Source organism: Mesorhizobium sp. M0615 (genome assembly GCF_040320805.1).
GTDB lineage: Bacteria > Pseudomonadota > Alphaproteobacteria > Rhizobiales > Rhizobiaceae > Mesorhizobium.
Genome location: NZ_JAMYQI010000002.1, coordinates 451,996 through 472,583, shown reverse-complemented (window position 1 = coordinate 472,583; position 20,588 = coordinate 451,996). Strand labels below are relative to the sequence as shown.

General features: G+C 60.8%; 3 protein-coding genes. All 3 read left to right on the top strand.

Translation table 11 applies throughout. The annotated features are described in order from the left end of the window. The first annotated feature begins 1 nt into the window (after position 1). A complete protein-coding gene (locus tag NKI46_RS04980) occupies positions 2-19,228 on the top strand; it encodes an Ig-like domain-containing protein (RefSeq protein WP_352745141.1) in 19,227 nt (6,408 codons plus the stop codon). An 86-nt stretch (positions 19,229-19,314) separates the two neighbouring features. Continuing rightward, a complete protein-coding gene (locus NKI46_RS04975; RefSeq protein ID WP_352745058.1) occupies positions 19,315-19,617 on the top strand; it encodes a DUF3467 domain-containing protein in 303 nt (100 codons plus the stop codon). Next, positions 19,601-20,494: an efflux RND transporter periplasmic adaptor subunit gene (locus tag NKI46_RS04970; protein WP_352745055.1), complete on the top strand. Its 894-nt coding sequence runs from the start codon at positions 19,601-19,603 to the stop codon at positions 20,492-20,494. Before NKI46_RS04975 ends, NKI46_RS04970 begins: the two co-directional genes overlap by 17 nt. The last annotated feature ends 94 nt before the right edge of the window (positions 20,495-20,588 follow it).

The following is a 20,588-nucleotide window of genomic DNA, read 5'->3' as shown; positions in this document are numbered from 1 at the left end:
CATGCCGGCCGGCGCCTTCACCGGACTGAGTTTCAACGTTTCGACCTATCCTGGCCTACGCGAGATGCATGATCGCGCCTGGGATGAGTTCAAAGAGCGAGTGTACGCGGAGATTCCGGCCCTGGTTGGCAAGCTGGATGCAGGCCCGACGGCTCTCGACCAGATCTATCCCGGTCTCTACGATCTCTATACGCAACTTGGCGCAATTCCTGACGACTGTCGCGAGCTCTTCATCCCGTTCCGATTTAATGTCGTAGCGGCGGCTACGCCGATGACGCGCGACGAGTTCGTCGCCGAACAGAAGGGCGAAGCGGCGAACCTCAGAACGAAGGTGCTGGCCGATCCAACCGCGAATGCGGTACTTATCAACCTCGCCGCCGACGCCAAGACCTGGGAGGCCAGCTATCTTGCGGCGCTGGAACTTGCAGGTATCTTGCGGCCAGCTGATCAGGCTCCGCCGATTACTCAAGATCCGGTTGTCCAGAGCGTCATCTCGGTGCTGACGACAGGGGTGCTGTTCGGCGCAGCCGGCCAGGAAATTCGCAGCGACGGCAATCTCGTCGCGTTCTTCGAGCAGGTCCATAAATGGTACGGCGACAAGCCCGGTACGCTGGCGCCGATCGACCATAAGGAGTTGCGCCAGAACGACTGCTACATATACGAAATCCCGGTACCAGCGCTCTCGAAATACTCGGACTTCGACCTGGGACTTTCACAGCGGACGTACTTCGAGAATTTCAACGTCTTCGTACCGTGGATCAGGTTCGAACAGCGCGGAGCCGGCGGGAGCACGGTGGCGCTGCCGGAATTCGGCTCGGTGGCCGGGTCGAGCGAACTGTCGCCGCTTGATTTCTCGCGCTACTACCAGCAGGCGGCGGCCGTCGGCGAGTTGGCGTCGATCACCGGCCCGCAAGGCGTCGGCAACGAGCAGTTCCTGCCGGCGGGAGCAGCGCTTCCGTATTCGATCGGGTTCGAGAATCCGCAGAACGCTTCGGCTCGTCCTGGCGAGATCCGCATCGTTACCAAGTTTGACGCAGACCTCGACCCCTATTCTTTCCGCCTAGGCGATCTGAAGATCGGCGACATCAACGTCCATATTCCGGATGGCCGCTCGCTGTTCCAGGGTGACTTCGACTTCACGCGATCCAAGGGTTTCATTCTGCGCGTCTCCGCCGGCATCGACATCAGCGCGGCAACGGCGACGTGGCTGCTGCAGGCGATCGATCCTGAAACGGGGGAACTAATCCAGGATACATCCCGTGGACTGCTGCCTGCAAACAATGCGCAAGGGGCAGGGCAGGGCACGGTCAGCTATACGATCCGTCCGAAGGATGACGTGCCGACCGGCACGGCCATCACAGCTCAGGCGCGGGTGCTCTTCAATACGATGGCCCCGCAGGAGACGATCAAGCTTACCCAGACGCTGGATGCCGCGGCCCCGACATCGACGCTGATCGCGAAGCTCATACAAGGCGCCAATTACGAAGTGCGCTGGACCGCAACGGACGACGCCGGCGGATCAGGCGTCAAGCATGTCACCGTCTACGTTGCAAAGGACGGGGGCGACTTTCAGATCTGGCAGCGCCAGACAACGGAGACCTTCGGAATCTTCCAGGGAGAGAACGGTCACAGCTATGAGTTCCTGGCGCTGGCGACGGACAATGCGGGCAACACCGAGGAACCGGCTCTGGGCATTCTGGCACCCGACGACGGATCCGGGCCGAACCTCGGCAGCCTGCCGAACGTGGGAGGCACAAGCCAAGATCTCGGCGAGGCTCCGGCGCCATCGCCGACACCCTCCACCAATCCACTTTTCCTGCAGGCACAGCAGGCCATTCCAGCCCCGACGCCACTGGCTGACTTGCCGGAATTCGGCACGACGATCCGTCCCTTTGGTGCGCAGGTGTTCGCGTCTGCAATCCCGCAAAGCCATGCCGGGATAGGTGCCCTCGCCATCGTGGTGGCGGCGGACGGCAGCGTATACGCAAGCGGCGGTGCAAACCGCGGCTCACTCTACAAATTCGATCACAACGGCGGCGATGCCAGGCAGCCGCTGGCAACACTGGACGAGCCAATATTTGACCTTGCCTTCGACGCTCAAGGGCAGCTGTGGGCCACCACCGGTGGTGGCGCACTTCTCCTCCTGGACGCGGCAACAGGTCAGATCCAGGCTCGCTTTGGCGACAGCATCACGCAGGCACTGGCTGTCGATCCGGCCACCGGCAAGATCTACGTGTCGTCGGGACGCGGCATCGAGATCTTCGACCCGGTGAAGCACACCTTTACGGCCTTCAGTTCGGTCCGCGTCGACGATCTCGCATTCGCACCGGACGGCAAGCTCTGGGGCACCACCTGGCCCGAAAAGGGCGATGTCGTGACCTTTAACCCCAAGGGGCGCGCCACACGAGTCCTTTCTTTTGACAGCGAGGTTGATTCCATTGCTTTCGGCAAGGCTGGCACGAAGCTCGAAGGTCTCCTTTTCATCTCGAACAATCTCGCCGACGGCCAATCCCGCGGCTCGCAGTTGATCGCGGTTGACCTCGCTACACTCCAACATGTTGCGATCGCCCTTAACGGGACGTGGGGCGAAACGCTTGCGACGACGGCGGATGGCCGCGTCCTGATTGCGCAGTCGCATCAGATCGATGTCGTCAGTCCGATCGTGGCGCCGAAAGTGGCATTCGTGAATCCGCCGGACGGATCCGTAGTGCCGCTGCCCTTCGCGGAGATCACGGTAACCTTCGACCAGGACATGCTGGCGGGCGACGGCCTAGACGGCGGTTCGGTACTGAACCTTGCAAACTATACGCTTGTGAAAGGTACGGGCGAGCCAGTTGCGCTCGAGGTCGCCACCTATGACGTGGCAACCCGCACCGTTCGCCTCTCTTTCGATCCGCTCGAATTCGGCGACTACACGCTCACGGTGGGCGAGCATCTGAAGAGCATTCAGGATGCCGAATTGGGATCAGCCTTCACAAGCGACTTCACTGCCATCACCGACCTTTCGGCGCTCGTGACAATCGAATTCAGCGCCGTGCGCTCCAGCCGAGCCGACGGCACGGTTTCCTATGACGTGAAGGTCACCAACATCTGCGACGCGGACATTCTGGCGCCGCTCACCCTGGTTCTCGACCCCGCGCAGTATTTCCTGGGTCAGCCTGCCGGCGCGACGTTCGAAGGGGGCGGACTCTGGTACATCAATCTCGGAGAGGCTCTCGCTGACGGCCGGCTTGCACCCGGACAGTCCACGACCGTGCAGACCGTCACGATCGGCAACTCCGCCCTGCAGCATCTTTCCATCGGTCATGGCGTTTTCGCCGTTCCCGCCGCGAATCGGGCGCCCGTCATCGATTCCGCACCCGTCACCACTGCGATCGCAGGACAGCCTTATTCCTATCAACTTGCCGCGCATGACCCGGATGGAAACCCGTTCACCTATCTCCTGCTCGACGGCGCCGAAGGGATGGGCCTGTCCAACACAGGCCTACTGACTTGGTCGCCGACGGTCGACAGCCCGGCTCAGGTCAGCGTTGTGCTGCGCGCCTACGACAACCGCGGCAGCTACGCGACACAGGCCTACGCCATTCAGGTTGATGGCGGGAACCAGGCGCCCGTCATCCAGGAGCTGCCCGAAGAACTAAGGGTTCGCGAGGGCGAGAACTTTGCCGTTGGGTTGGCGGCCTTCGATCCCGACGGCGACTACCTCCAGTATTTCGCCGACCAGCTTCCGGCTGGTGCGTCGCTGAACGGCGAAACCGGATTGCTGCAGTGGACACCGGGCTGGGGTCAGGCCGGCACCTATGAAGGCGTGGTTCTTGGCGTGACCGACGGCGTGAACACCGTCGCGCGGACATTCACGCTACTGGTGGAGCCGACCAACCAGGCGCCGAGCCTTACCCCGGTGCCGGACCGCATCGTCCGCGAGGGCGATCCAATCCGCATCCGGCTGCGCGCGAACGATGCGGAAGGCGATGCGCTCGTCTTCTCCAGCGCGCTGCTTCCGGGTGGCGCCTTCCTCGATCCGAACACAGGCGCCTTCGAGTGGACGCCGTCCTTCACCCAGGCGGGCACCTATGTGATCCCGTTCCTCGTCAGCGATGGCATCAACACCACCGAGATCAGCACGACCTTCACGGTCGCGAATGCCAACGGCGCGCCGGCATTCGACGAGCTCGGCCCGTTCCGACTGCTGGAGAACCAGCCGCTCTTTTTCCGCGCCTTCGCCTTCGATCCTGACAATCCAGGTTTCGTACCGCAGGATCGCAAGGCGGACGGCAGCCTGACGCCGCTTGATGGCACGGCACCCACCGTGTCCTATGGCGTCGAGAACCTGCCGCAGGGTGCAAGCTTCGATCCTGTCACCGGCATCTTCGGCTGGATACCGGGCTATACGCAGGCCGGACATTACACCGTTCGCTTCACGGCGACTGACACGGGAGATGGGCTCACGCCGGCCGTGACGGTGCGTGATGTCGTCATCGATATCGTCAACGCCAACCGCGCGCCGGTGGTGCCGACGCCCGTGAACCAGAGCGTCAACCGCGGCGAGATCCTCAAGATTCCGGTGGAGGTGTCCGATCCGGACGGTGACCCGCTGACATGGTCGGTCTACCTGAGCCGGCAGCCGACGGCCGGCGGGCCAGCCGTCGACACGACGCCGATCGAGCTGACCGCCCTAGGTGGCCTCGCGACCTTCGTGAAGACGGAAGCCAACAAGGGCATCATCCGCTTCGCGCCTGTCGACCATGACCGCGGCAACTATCTCATCACCATCCGTGCCACCGACGACGGCGGTGCTGAAGGCAAGGCAGATATTCGCACGACTGCGGTGAGCTTCATCACCACCGTGGTGGCGCCGAACGAGCGACCGTTGTTCGACATCATCGGCGACAAGGTCGCCGTTCCCGGACAGGCACTGAGTTTCATCCTGCGCGCACGCGATCCGGATCAGACTGGCCTGGTCTTCTCCGGCGAGAACATGCCTGCCGGCATGACGATTACGCCGCTCGCCACCTACGGTACCGCCCGCGTCGACTGGACGCCAACGGCAGCAGATATTGGCGAACGGACAATCACCTTCCAGGTAACGGATGACGGAAACGCGGGCGCCTACGCGGCGCTGTTCGATCGCCAGTCGATCAGCCTCGTCGTACGCGCCAGCAATGCTGCGCCTGTCCTGCTGCCGATCGGCGATCGCACCCTGAGGGAAGGCGAGGCTTTCGCCCTTTCGCTGCAGGCAATCGATCCTGACAACGACGCGATAACCTTCTCGGTTACCAACCTCCCGACAGGGGCATCGTTCAACGCGAAGACCGGGCTCCTGTCGTGGACGCCGAACTTCTTCACCGCTGGCGACTATTTGGGAATCACGTTTACCGCTTCCGACGGCAACAAGGCGAGTTCCGAGACCATCACGCTCAAGGTGCAGAACGTGAACCGCGCGCCCGAGCTCGTGCCGATATTCCCGCAGGCCGGCCGGGAAGCTGCCGAGATGGCCTTCACCCTGCTTTCGGGTGACGTGGATCAGGATCCTGTGGTTTATTCCGTGCTGTCGCCCCTGCCGCAGGGCGCGCGCTTCGACCGTAAGACCGGCAAGTTCACCTGGACGCCCGGCTACAGCCAGGCCGGTGACTACACGATCCGTTTTGGCGCCACCGATCCGTCGGGCGCGCTTTCGACGCTCGATGTCCAGGTCGCCATTGCGGACACAAACCGCACGCCGGTCCTGAAGTCCTCCGACCATCAGGTGGTGCTCGGCACCGAGTTGGTGTTCCGGCTTGCAGGGACAGACCCGGATACCCAGAACACATTGACCTATGGCGCCACCGGACTGCCCGAAGGCGCCACCCTCAACGAGACGACAGGCGAGATCCGCTGGACGCCGGGTCCCGGCCAGGCCGGCGACTATCTGGTGCTCGCCACGTTATCTGACGGGCAGGAGAGCGTGCTCGAACCGGTCGTGCTTCGTGCAACCACCGCACCAGATCTCCCGCGCATTGTCATCGAGCAAACACCGAGCTTCCCGGTCGTGCCGGGCCAGGAAATACTGGTTCACGTCATCGCGACGGGCTTTGCCGACATCACCAAGCTTGAAGTGCGTTACAACGGCAACCTGCTCGCGCTCGACGGCCAGGGGCGCGCCCGCATCCCGGTCGGGTTGCCGGGCCTGAGCGAGATCGTGGCGACCGCGACCGACGCAGACGGGCTCGTCGGTACGCGCACGGCGATCCTCAAAGTGCGTGACCCAGCCGACATACTGGCCCCGCAGGTTTCCTTCGCGGCGGGCCTTCTGGGTCGGCGCTTTGACGCGAAGGCTGATGTCGTCGGGTCAGTGATCGATACCAATCTCGATCGCTGGCAACTTGAGATCGCGCATTTTGGATCGGGCAAGTGGACGACCCTGGCTACCGGGGCTGGCGCGATCACGAATAGCGCGCTCGCGCAACTCGACCCTGCCCTGTTTGCGAACGGCATCTACAGCCTGCGTCTGACGGCGGCCGACGTGGCCGGCCGGACCGCGCGCGCCGAGACTCAGGTCGAGATCGACAGCATCAAAGCACTGCCGCGTGCCGAGAATGACCTCACTGTCACGCTTGCCGGCCACCAGATTGCTCTGGTCAGGCACTACGATCCCCTTGCTCGCGCCCAGGCGGGCAGCTTCGGCAATGGCTGGCAACTTGCTCTGAAGGACGTCGCGATAGAAACCGACGTTCCGCCGACCGGCCGCGAGGCCTTAGGTTCGTACGGCGCCTTCAGGAACGGCACGCGTGTATACGTGACTCTGCCGACCGGAGAGCGGGTCGGCTTCACATTCGAAGCGCAAGAGCACCGCATTCCGGGCCTCGTCTACTACACGCCTTCCTTCCGCGCTGACGCTGGCGTGACGTGGACCTTGCAGACGGCCGCGACGCAGCTCTCTCGCGTTGGCGACCGGTTCTACGATCTTGCAACCGGCAGGCCCTACAACCCGGCCGGGCTCGACACCCGCGGCGAGTACCAGCTCGTCGGGCCAGATGGAACCGCCTATGTCGTCGACTCCCAGGCCGGCGTGACCTCGATCCGCTTCACCGACGGTGTAGCGCTGACCGTTGCCGACAGCGGCATCTTTGCCCCGAACGGCGATGGAGTTTCCTTCATCGGCGGGGAGCATGGCATCACACGGGCCATCACCACCGACGGCCGCTCGTTCGCGTATCTCTATGATGCGCAAGGCAATCTCACGCTGGTGAGGAATTTGATCACCGCGACGTCGAGGCGATACGGTTACGACGCAGATCACCGGCTCACACTGGTGAGCGGCGACGCCGGGCAGCCGGGCGTGGCAATCGATGCGGCGGGAGCGGAGCTTCCGGTCACCGCTGATCTCGGTGTCGCAACCGGCTATCTCGCAGACGCCGCCCATGAAACCTTGACGCAAGGCGGGACGAACAGGCTGACCTTTACGATCCGGCCGTCCGAGCTCGAATCCACCGATGGCGGCTCCCTCTATCTCGGCGTGATCCTTAAGCCCACTTCCGGAGGTGCAACGTTTGCTGTTCCGGAGCTTCAGGGAGCAACTCTTGTCGCTAGCCGGGCGGGGGCGAATGGCGCTTTCGCGCTGTACAAGATCGACCAGGCTGGGCTGAAGCTGCTGACCGTCCGCGGCGCAGATGCCGAGAGCGCCGGCGCCTACAGCCTCGAGCTTTTCGTTGCCGGCGATGCCAACCGGGACGGCAAGGTGGACGGAACCGATGCCGCCCTGACGTTTGCCGCCAACGGCGCGAGCGCGGGCCAGGCTGGCTACACGCCCACCGCTGACGCGAACCAGGACGGCACCGTCGACAGCACCGACGCCCAGCTACTGTTCCAGAACCTGGGGTATCAGCCGAACCAGGCGCCGATCGCGATTACGGGTACATTCAAGACCCACCAGGAACTCGAACTCACCGCTTCCATCGGCAATCTGGTCAGCGATCCCGAAGCCGACACGACTTTCGTCCGGTTGCTCGGGGCCACGCACGGCACGGCGCGCCTGTCTGCTGATGGGAAATCGATTGTATTCGTGCCCGAGGCGGGCTTTGCGGGGCAGGCAAGCTTCACGATCGTCGCCGACGACGGTTACCAGAACTCGGCGCCGGTCACGATCAGCGTCAGTGTCTCCGATGCTGCCCTGCTGAGATTCGATTTTGTAACGCGTCAGCCCCGGATCAATCTCAGCGAACGATATCAGATGCAGTGGATCGGGGACTTTGCGGATGAAAGCAACGTCCTTCTGCCCGCGTCCTACTTCAACGTGTCGACAACCAATCCCGTTGCAGCAGATGTCTCCGGAGGCATGCTCATCGGAAGAGCTTCCGGTGCCGGTACTGTCGTGTCGTCGCGCGGGCGACTTACAGCGGCAACCGCATTCCTCGTAGGCAGCGCGCAGACCTATGAGGACTATCTACTCGCAACCCTCGGCGCGGACGTCTATCCCGATGCAGTCACGCTGGCCGCCAACGGCGGAACGCGTCAAATCAAGCTGTTTACCGATCCGCAGGATGCCAGCACGAACGTGGCCTTCGCAGCGAACGGGACCCGTTACTATGTTGACAAGCCGGGCGTTGTCGAGGTTTCGCCCGATGGTCTGATCACAGCGCTCGCGTCCGGCGAAGTGACCATCACTGCGACGTACAAGATGGCGGAGGCCCGCGTCCCGGTCAGGGTCGTTGCCGCGCAGCTCGGCCCGACTTTGGTTGGCGAGGCAGGCGCCGTGGTCGTGACCGGCGAGGGCCTCCAGGTAGCGATCGCTCCCGGAGCCTTAAGCCGAGAGGTAACCGTCACCATTTCAGGTGTTGCTCGTGATGATTTGACGATCCCTGTTCTGCCCGAGGACCAAGGGTTCCGGTTTGGCGCAGCGTTCCACATCGATCTCCAAGGCGCCACGCTGGATGCCCCGGCGCAGCTTGTGATTCCGACCACGCTGGAACCGGGAAGCGCGGTTCGCTTCTATCGGCTCTCCGACTTTGCAACCGCTGACGGAACCGTACAGGGTTGGCTTGAAGTCGAGAGCGGCTATGTAGACGCAAACGGTTTCGCCCGCACCGCCTCCCCGATCTGGAGCGGCATCGGCTTCGGGGGCACCTATATGGCGGCGGCCATCGATCCTGCCATGATCGGCACCGTCGTTGCCGATCTCGGCGCCTCTTTCGGCACCATCCAGCAATACGCCTACACGAACATCGGAAACGTCCTGGTCGGCGCAGCCGGCTTGGGCCAATTTCCTCTTTCCCTGCCTGGAGGCAATCAGAACATAACCCTCAGCGCTCGCGCTGTGGACGGTCATCTCGTAAGGACAACAACCAACGTAGATGTTCGCCCTGGCGAAGTCAGCACAGTCGAAACCACTTTCAGTGTCGACTTCGAGCCAGTGGCCGATACCCACCACAGCCCGACGATCACATCGGCGCGCGTCGAATTTGCCGACAAGGGCCGGGGAATCGAGCCTTGGCTTGTCCTGAAAGGGGACCGCTTCGTTTGGAGCGAGCCTGGGGCACCGACGCTCACCGGCACAGACCTCGACCATCTGCGGGTGCTGTTCGGCTATGCCGACGAACTGGAAATTCGCGATCTGATCCGCGGGCATGAAGCCGACGAGGCGATTCCGGTTAGCAAGGGCGTGCTGGTTCGTCCAAGCTTCATGGAAGGCGGCGAACTCTGGGTCCGTGCGCCGAACTCCATTGCTCTCGGTTCGACGCCGTTCCAGGTCGGCCGCCTTAACTACGTCCTCACCAACGACGAGCTCACCGGGGAACGGTCGAGCTACGCGCGGGATAGCGGCCAGACCGGTTCGTTCTGGGACGCTTTGACTGTCTATTCCAACTGGGAGTTCCTTGACCCGGGAGAAGAGAACGTCTTCGTTGCTGTGCCTGGCGGCACCTTTGAGAACGGCACGGCCGATCAACTGGCGGTCATTCGCCAGGTTGCGAATGACAACAACGAGTTGCCCGAACTTGTCGCTCGAATTCCACTCGGCAATCTCGAAGACAACGGCCGGCCGGTGGCGGGAAACGCGGTGATGCCCAACCGTGTGGCGATCACCAGCGACAAGGCTCGCGCATACGTCACGCTGCGAAGCGGAGGTATAGCCGTCGTCGATACGATGCTGATGCGTCAGGTAGACGTACTTCCGGATGATCCGGCGAAGCCTAACACAGATGGAGTGAACTTCATCAAGTTCATCAACGCGCCCAACGCTGCGCCATGGGACATCGCTATCGATGCCTCGGATAAATGGGCCTACGTGAGCGACATGAACAATGGTGCGATCTACGTCATCGATGTGGACCCGGCGTCCGCCACCTACAACAAGCATGTCGGCACTATCGTCGTGAAAGACGTCACCGATATGAGCAGCGGCGTGCCCCAACATTTCGGCCTGCGCGACTTGAAGCTCACGCCGGATGGGCGCCAACTGGTCGTCGCCGCGCCTAACCAGTTTCTCACAGGCACCAGCACCGCAACGACACCCGGCAAGCTGATTATCGTGGACCTGCCGGACCCGAAAGCCCTCCTCGCGATAGCCGGTGCGGTCGGGCCGATCTTCTCGCAAGTACATTCCACCGAGTTCAGCGCGCCGGGCCTTGAGGAGCTATTCGCCGTCCGGACGCTTGTTGGGCCGAAAGGGGAAGAGTTCATCGCGGTGACCGATCGCTCGTCGGACGGCACTGGTTTAGTTGTGCTCAAGAAAGACGGCAGCACGTGGAAACTGCACAGCAATATTTCGATCACTCTGGATTCACCATTCGGGCCTGATAACTTCGACAGTTTTGACGTCAACAACGCGAGTGACGTCGTGTTCACCGACGATCTGCGCTACGGTTTTGTCTACGGATACAACCGTTTTGTCCAAGGTGTTGACTCGCACGATCCCGACGCCAACCCAAATGAGCCGGCCGGCAGCAATATCGGCGTCATCCGCGATCCATTCGGGCTTTACCCTGCGATGACCGGCCCGAAGGGCCTTGTCGCTGCAACTCGAATGATCCCCTACGCTTTTGGCAGCAGCGTTGCGCTTTCCGCAGACGGCAAATATCTGTACGGCACATATACCGGCAACGGCGCCGTTCTCGTGTTTGACGTGACCGCGCTCATCGCTCAGGTCGAAAACTCACTGCAACATCCGGTCGGCGCGCGATCGCCGACCTACAATTGGGCGATTGACGATCTGACTTCGAATGCCACCCTGTTTGACCCGTTCACCGGATTGCGCACGGGCGTCAACAGTCTCATCGATGTGAGGGCAGATTTTGCAGTGTGGTCTGGCGTCACTCGACCGTCCGCGCCGAACAGCCCAAATGCACCGATCTATTTGGGTGGCACGCCAAGGGGTATGGCTTCGCAGCAGTCCCCACATCTATTCAGCCCTGAGGCCGACCCTGTCAATTTCAATGCGCTGAGGCTGGATCAGATGGCCGCCATTGCGGATGATGCTGATATCTACGACGGCCTCGGTGGCGACGACGTCGTCACCCTTCCAAATCAAGCGAATCAAAATGAAGACGTTGGCAACGGCAGTACTCTTGGATGGAACTATGAGAACACGTTCTATGCAGGGCCAGGCAATGACACAGTTGCAGTTCCATCAGATTTCGGTGGCGCCGGAATTGTTCAGGCGGTTGATGGAGGCACGGAAACTGATCGAGATAAGTCAAATAATAAGATAAATAATGGCCTAGATATTCTGAGGTTGCCCGGACGCCCAAACGACTACACATTCGATGTCAAATTTAATGATCATGGAGCGACGTGGACTCAAACGGTTGTCCAGATCCGGAGTAGTGTTAACCCATCAGCAAGTTTCGGGGTAAACTCCACGGATTTCGAGAAAGTAACCTTCGATGATTTAATCAACAATAGCATCGAACTCACAGGTGGTAGCGTCGCTGTCGAGATGATGCAGCTAAATGATGAGGTCTATGGTTCAATTCCGACACTCAATGGGAAGAAGGAGGAGCTACTCGCTTTCGCGGAGGGGGCGACGGATAACACTAACCTGACTGCGGCTGCTGTTTCTCGGAAGTGGCATACTATATCAGCTATGGAACTCGGCCTCTTGCCGGCGGACTACGATCCTAACGGAATGTTACACTATTCTTTTGTTAATGGCATATATGCAGCCATCGATAGTAAAGAGACATTGCTTGGAGATCATGCTGAAGCCAATGCAATGGTCCTAACGGGGATTGTTGATGGACGGCGGACGCTTGAGATAAGTTTTCGGGGAACGGATCAGACCAGCGATTTTCTCGACTACGTTCCATTTCAAAAGCACCTCGACAAATTCAAACCGCTTCTTGATGCCGTAGTTGCATATCTTGACGATCCGACCAACGGCATACAGAAAGTGCTTATCGGGGGGCATAGTCTTGGCGGATCTGTCGCTCAACTATTCACTCAACAGCTACTGTCGACTAGGTGCCCGACCTATGTCGTTTCGACCTACACCGATGGGAGCCCTGGAGCTGAGAGTCCGCGCAAAGGATTGCCGATAACGAATTTCGTACACACCGACGATCTCGTCGGCAATTGGGTGCCGACATTGTCATCACCTGCGGCCAAAGCAGCGATTTTGAGTCTCGTGGCCGCGGGTGACATAATGACCAACGGGGTCGCAGTTCCCTTCATCAGGGCCGCCTTGGCTGAGAAAGGCGTCCCGCTGGCCCAACAAGATAGCTTGTTATTCTCGGCAGTGTTTACGCCGCAGAAGGAACATTCTGGAAGCGTTGTCTACTTTAGCACTAGTGTCGGAAGCCTACTCGATATGTACAATTTTGCGGAGCACAATCGCAAAAGTTATACGAATGACCTGTCGTTCATCATTGACTTTGTTCGTGATAATCCAAGTAGCCAATTCTCCAAAACAGACTTTGCAAGAAGCTTACTGGCGGATACGTTATATAGTGGAAAAGACATCCAAGTCGGTATTGCCGGAAATTCTGGTGACCCAAACGAAGCATTTTCGTCAAATGTAGTCAGGATGTCAAATAACGACGATTTTGATTTGGGCGGTCAATTTGGTGATGTTTTTTATTGGGCCGGTGGAGCAAAGACGCATATCGTCGACGGCGGTGTTGTTGCTGGGTTTACTGGGTCGAATACGCTAGTTATTGAAGCGGCGCGGCCTGAACATCGTATATTTTCGTGGCAAACGGTCGGTGATCACATTGAGTTGACACAGTCGGATGGCGTTCATGAGATATCATGGCTATATAATATACAGATCATTAGTTACCGTGATGGAAATGTACGTTATGACGTAGATCTGTCTCAAACACCGAGTGGAAGCATTGCAGAGTTATTGCGTGGAACGATTGGAACGCGTAGCGTAGTGATTGGTAGTCTGTTATCGCCAGGCAACTCTGGTGATATGTATCTGCCTCCTAGAGAGGCGACTGTTTCAGCGCTGGGAAGTGATATGGCCAGCGACTGGGTTGTTAGTGACTTGGAGGCGTTGGCCGAGTCGTCATGGGTAGGCAGTTTAGAGCCACCTCCCGGTGCCCTTCAGTCTGCAGTATGGAGTTTTGGCGATTTGTCTGAATCGCAACTGGCTGAATCAACGTCGGTGGCGATTACCCTAGATTCGAATGCAGCCGGTTTCGGCTGGTTTGTCGATCCGACCCCGCGCGATAATAGCGAGTTTGAGTCCACAGCCGAACCCAACGTCTTCCTCGCGCGGGCTGGGACCGACGCATCGAGCCGGATCGATCTCCTCACGGCAGCGATCCACGAAGTTGGACATATCCTTGGTCTCGGCCACTCCCCCGATCCAAACAGCGTGATGTTTGCGAGCCTCCCTGTCGGCGTACGGCGCCTCCCCTCTGCCGCCGATGTCGAAGCACTGAAGGCGGTGCTTGCCGCCGCGCCAGAGGAAAGCGTCGCAAGCGCACTTGAAGCCGAGTTCCACCTGAACGCGCTTCTGGCTGAACTCGGTCCGGGCGGCACCGCTCCGGCTGGCATCAACTGGTCGTTCGGCGTCTCGGACCCGAACACCGGGAGTTCCGGCTGGATCGTCACAGGAGGTGCCGGGATTGGCTCCGGCGTCCTCACTTTGAGCGAGAGCGACAGGGTCGGCGCCCGCGCCACACAGGAGTTCAGCGTTCCGCAAAACACACTGGCGCTGCGCTTCAAACTGAAGGGCGTCCACTTCGGTGACAGCTCACAGAACCCCGGCGATGCCTTTGAGTTCGCGCTCATCGGGTCGGATGGAAAACCGATCGCTGTAGACGGGCTCTCCAGGACCGACGCAGCGCTCAACATCCAGTCCGACGGCACCGTCTTCGCCTCGTCGCGGATAAGACTGACCGGCCTCGACCAGAATGGAAAGCTGCCTCCTGACGCTGCGGTCACGGTGGAATTCGATCTCACCGGCATTCCGGCCGATACACCGCTGAAGCTCTATTTCGACCTGCTCGGCTTTGGTGCGCTCGGTAGCCAGGTCATCATCGACGACGTCGAGTTCGTCACCGAAGGTCAGCCGGGAAACCATGCGCCGATAGCGTCCGACGATGAAGCGATGGTCGCCGAAGATGGCAGCGTCGTGGTTGCCGTTCTCGCCAACGATACCGACGAAGACGGCGATACCCTGACGCCATCGGTCGTGACGGAACCGGCAAACGGCACCGTGACCCTGAACCCCGGCGGCAGCTTCACCTATGCTCCGAAGACGAATTTCTTCGGTGCCGACAGCTTCACCTACCGGGTCAGCGATGGCTTCGCACAAAGCAACGTCGCGACAGTCACGCTGACAGTGACGCCGGTCAACGATGCACCTGTCGCCACCGATGACATCGCAAGCGTGACCGAGGACGGGAGCCTCATCCTGGCGGTGCTTGGCAACGATAGCGACGTCGACGGCGACGCGCTGACGCCGGTCCTGGTCACTGGACCAGCCAATGGCACGCTGACGCTCAATCTGAACGGCAGCTTCACCTACGCGCCGACGGCCAACTTCTCAGGCACCGACAGCTTCACCTACAAGGCCTCCGACGGCACCGCCGAGAGCAACATCGCGACGGTCACGCTGACCGTCACGCCGGTGAATGATGCACCGGTCGCCGCCGATGACCTTGCAAGCGTTGCCGAGGGTGGCAGCGTGGCTGTCTCGGTCCTCGCCAACGACACCGATGTGGATGGCGACGCACTCTCGCCAATCTTGGTTACCGAACCGACCAACGGCACGCTGACGCTCAATTCGGACCGGAGCTTCACCTACGCGCCGAAGGCCAACTTCTCTGGCACAGACAGCTTCACCTACAAGTCTTCTGATGGCTCGGCGGAAAGCAACATCGCGACCGTCGCGCTCACGATTAATGCCGCGAACCAAAACCACGCGCCGCTGGCAATCGGTGATATGGCGACCGCAGCCGAGGACGGCAGCGTCGTCGTGCCGGTGCTCACCAACGACAGCGATGTCGACGGCGACAGCCTGACGCCGATTCTCGTCACCGGGCCGACCAACGGCACGCTGACCCTCAATCCGGACGGCAGCTTCACCTATGCACCGAACGCCAATTTCTTCGGCACCGACAGCTTCACCTACAAGGCGTCCGACGGCATCGCCGAGAGCAATATCGCGATCGTCGCCCTGACCATCACGCCGGTGAACGATGCTCCGGTCGCCGCCGATGACCTTGCAAGCGTTGCCGAGGGTGGCAGCCTGGTGGTGTCGGTCCTCACCAACGACAGCGATGTCGACGGTGACACGCTGACGCCGGTCCTGGTTTCCGGGCCGACCAACGGCACGCTGACGCTCAATCCGGACGGCAGCTTCACATATGCACCGAACGCCAACTTCTTCGGCACCGACAGCTTCACCTACAAGGCGTTCGACGGCACCGCCGAAAGCAACATCGCGACGGTCGCGCTGACCGTCACGCCGGTGAACGACGCGCCAGTCGCCGCCGATGATATCGCATACGTCGCCGAGGACGGCAGCCTGGTGGTGTTGGTCCTTGCCAACGATAGCGACGTCGACGGCGACACCCTGACGCCGGTTCTCGTCGCCGGCCCGACCAATGGCACGCTGACGCTCAATCCGGACGGTAGCTTCACCTATGCACCGAAAACCAATTTCTTCGGCACCGATAGCTTCACCTACCAGGCAAGCGACGGCGTTCTGGCCAGCAACATCGCGACTGTGCGCATTGAGGTCACGGCTGGCAACAACACACCGGTGTTGGAACAGGAAATCGCGGACCAGGCCTCGCCTGAGGATGCACTGTGGACCTTCACGCTTCCTGCGCTCGTCTTCAAGGATCCGGACGGCGATGCTCTCACCCTTTCAGCGACGATTGCCACCGGTGAGCCGCTGCCAGGCTGGCTCTCCTTCGATGCCTCGACGCTGACCTTCTCGGGCACGCCGCCGCTGAACTTCAACGGAGTCCTTGGCCTCAAGGTGACGGCGAGCGACGGTGAACTGTCAGCCTTCGACACCTTCAACCTCACAGTCACGCCGGTGAACGATGCGCCGGTGGCGCAGGATGTAGCCGGCGAAGCCATGGAGGACGGCCCGGCGGTGCTTCTCGCGCCGATTTTCGCTGATGTCGACCAAGGCGACACCCACAGTATCAGCTTCGACACCGCTGGGACCGTCGGCAAAGTCATCCTCAATGCCAATAGCACCTTTACCTACGATCCGAACGGGGCCTTCGATCATCTCGCAGCGGGCGCAACGGCCCAGGACGTCTTCATCTATACGGTGCGCGATGCTGCAGGCGCAGCCTCGACCGCAACCGTGACCGTTTCGATCACCGGACAGAACGACGGGCCGAAGGCGGTCGACGATTCAGCGGCGACTGACCAGAACACCGCACTGAGCGTCGCAGCAGCCCAGGGCATTCTCGCCAACGATACCGACCCGGACAGCGGCGACACGCTTGCCCTCTTCGCGGTGAACGGGTCGGCTGCGAACATTGGCCAAGTGCTGGCTCTTGTTTCCGGGGCCCGCGTAGCCGTAAAGAGCGACGGCAGCTACGACTACGACCCGAACGGCGCCTTCGCGGCGCTGGCCGCGGGTGAGACGGCGAGCGACAGTTTCACCTATACGGTCAAGGACGCCTCCGGCGCGCTGTCCACGGCTCGCGTGACCATAGCGGTGAATGGCCTCAATGACGGGCCGTCGCTCGCAGCATTGTCCGACCGCTCGCTGAAGGAGGGGGAGACGGTGGCCTTCGTGCCCGTCGCGAGCGATCCTGACCGAGGCGACAAGCTTGTCTTCTCGCTTGTGACTGCCCCGGCCGGCGCGATGGTGGACCCGGACACAGGCGCGTTCAGGTGGACGGCGCGCGATGGTGACGCCACGCACAATGTGACCCTGCGCGTCACGGATGCGCACGGCGCCGCGAGCGAGCAGAGCTTTGCGATCCACGTCGCTGATGTTGCGCCGACAATCACGGTCACCGGTCCAGCACATGCTATCGCGGGTGACCCTTACACCATCACGCTTGGGGCTGCCGATCCCGGTGACGACACGATCACCCTCTGGAGGGTCGACTGGGGCGATGGGTTGGTCGACTCCCTGGCCGGAAGCGCTACGACCGCAACGCATGACTATGACACACGCGGCGGCTTCACCATCCTCGCCAGCGCCACGAACGAGGACGGCACGTTCAGCGCTTCCTCCGGAACCAGTGTTGTGGTCGACACCGACTGGCTGGTGGTGCAAAGCTTCACGCCGACGGCGACAGGCTTCCGGGTGCGCTTCAATCACGCCTTCGACCCGTCGACGTTCAATATCCATCCAGGCGAGGGAAACGCACGCGGTCCCACCGACGTCATGCTGATCGGGCAGGGGGTCGGTCGCATCGACGGCTCGATCGTCATCGACGATGATTTGGCGGGCTTCACCTTCCTGCGGACGGGAGCAATCCGGCAATATGGTAGCCAGAACGCCAGCCCAGAATCTATGTTAAAGCACAGCCAGGAGCCAACGGCTAAGGATCCCGGGACAGCACAGCTACCCGATCTCAATGTCGGTGGCATCCTTCCGTTCGATCACTACCGTGTCATGCTGCGAAGCGGTGAGAATTCCCTGCATGACAGCCGCGACGACCTGGATGGCAATCGCGATGGAACTCCTGGCGACGATTTTATCGCTGGTTTCGACGTCAAGAGCGTAGGAAACGGCATTATCAGCCTGTTCGACTTCATGCGCGGTCCGGGCCAGAAAGTGGATGTTCCCGCCCGCGCCAACGGACTGCCTGTGAGTTTCAGCAGCCTTGGCGGCGTCAAGTCGCTAGTGTTCACTGTGGACTATGATCCGGCCCTGCTCACCATAACTGGAGCAACGGCCGGAGCCGACCTTCCCAAAGGCACGAAACTCACATTTGGCAGCACCCTGAAGCCTGATGGGACGAAGCAGGCCACCGTGACCGTTTCCAGCAGCAGCGCGCTGCGAAGCGGCACCCTGAACATCGTCTCCCTCATTGCGTCTGTGCCCAGCACAGCGATCTACGGAGATACCCAGATCCTGCATGTTGCTGTTGCAAGCGTAAACGGCAAGGCGACAACAACGACCAGCGACGATGCCCTACAGGTTGTGGGCTATATCGGCGACGCAAACAGAGATGCGGCATACACCAAGGCCGATGTGAAGCTGATCTCCGGCGCGGCCGCAAATCCGGGGCAGGGCTTCGCAGCCTGGTCCTTGATCGATCCGGTCTCGATCGCGGATTTCGACCTCAGCGGTGCTGTTACCAGCCAAGATGCCAACATCCTGCAGTCGGAAATAGCGGGTCGCGACCAGCCGGAAATCCCACCGATTCCCTCCGGCATCCACGTTCAGCTCCAAAGCACTGGGGCCGGGCTGCAGAGCGAGTTCTCAGCACTAGGTGCCTGGCCCCTTGGCCCGATCCCGACTTCAGCCAACACAACAACATCTCAGTCGAGGGTGGCGCTCGGCGAGGCATCAGCGGATCCTACGCCTGCGAAGAACTCTGCCCCTCTCTCGCGCGCTCCTGAGAAGGGAACCGAGGCTTCACCATTGGAAGTTCCGGACTGGCAATTTGGCGGCGCCGCGAGACGAGCCTCGCCGGACGATCGCGATTTTGCGCTCGATCTGACGATCCCGGCATTCGCAAACGACAAGTGGTCGCTGTTGACGGATCAGGTGGCATGGCAGTTCCCATTCGTCGCGCAGGCACTTGCGGCTCAGAACCCGAACGCCGGCATCCGGGTTTCGGCATCCACAGGGCCGGGCAAAAGAAATTAGCCGATCGCGGCGAGCCAGCATTGGGACTGGCTTGGCAGACTTCGGCGAACAACGAAAGATTGCAGGTAGGGAGAAGGGGTGACGGGATGGCGAGTGGCAAGCCAGAGAACGGCTCAGAAACGACTACAGCGGGCAAGACGCAGCCTCCTGTACGTTTGAACACGGCGAACTTGAAAAGCACCTATTGCAATGTCTGCAACGCCACAAGCACGCGAGAAGAGGTGGTCCTCAATTTCGGAATCAACCAGAATTGGGATCTTCAGCAGCGAGATCTCGAGATCGAGCTGCACCACCGCATTATCCTGAGCCCATTTGCGGCGAAACGCTTGCAGGAGCTCATAACGAAGCTCATCCAGGAGCACGAAAACCGCCATGGCGAACTGCGCTAAGCTGCGATCATTGCACGCTTCTCTCCATGCCCTGGCGATAAGCGCTTTTGCCGCGCTGGCGTTGGTCTCTGCTTCGAAGCCCATTCTTGCGCAAGAGAGACAAGCTGCCTCCGATGCCGATTGTCTGATTGAACAGAGCGCGAAGGTCGAGCTCGGCGCGTCCGTTTCAGGGCTCGTGAAAGACGTGTTTGCCGATCGGGGCGACGCAGTCACAGCAGGTCAAATCGTGGCCGAGCTCGACTCGGGTGTCGAACGAGCTTCGCTCGAGGTGGCCCGCGCTCGGGCGGAAAACGACCATGAGGTGCTCTCGAAAAAATCTCGAATGGAATACCTCACCAAGAAGTCCAACCGGATAACAAAGCTCGCCGAGGTGAAGGCAGCGTCCGAGGCCAGCCGCGACGAAAGCGACTCCGACTTGAAACAAGCGGAGCAGGAACTGCGCGAGGCCGAACTCAGCTTCCGGATGGCGCAGCTCGAGTTGAGGCGTTCAGAGGCGCTGTTGGAGCAACGTATGATACGCAGCCCGTACGACGGTGTTGTCATAGAGCGCGCGCTCACGGCAGGAGCGTACCTTCACGACCAGGCTCACGTGTTGACTATCCTTAGGACCGATCCGCTGTTTGTAGAGGTGTTTCTGCCGCTTGAACGCTTGGGAACAATCCAGGTCGGCGATCTTGCCGAAGTCTATCCGGAAGACCCTGTCGGGGGCAGGCTTACCGCCAAGGTGTCGGTGGTCGACCGGTTCATCGATGCCCCCAGCGCAACTTTCGGGGTGAGGCTTACGCTCGATAACCCGGAGGGCAAGGTGCCGGCGGGGCTGCGCTGCACGATCATGTTTCGCACGCGTGTTGCGAACCAGCGGCACGACGCGGGGTGAACTGGCGTGGTCGGGCGAAGATGGAAAAGCGAGCGGCCCACCATTGCTTGGAACAGGACAGCGTTTTGTCCGCCTCTATGAAATCGATTGGGCC

What these genes read in the sequence shown, in the direction of transcription:
- NKI46_RS04980 (WP_352745141.1), top strand. Translation starts at nt 2, where the DNA reads ATGCCGGCCGGCGCCTTCACCGGACTGAGTTTCAACGTTTCGACCTAT.
- NKI46_RS04975 (WP_352745058.1), top strand. Translation starts at nt 19,315, where the DNA reads ATGGCGAGTGGCAAGCCAGAGAACGGCTCAGAAACGACTACAGCGGGC.
- NKI46_RS04970 (WP_352745055.1), top strand. Translation starts at nt 19,601, where the DNA reads ATGGCGAACTGCGCTAAGCTGCGATCATTGCACGCTTCTCTCCATGCC.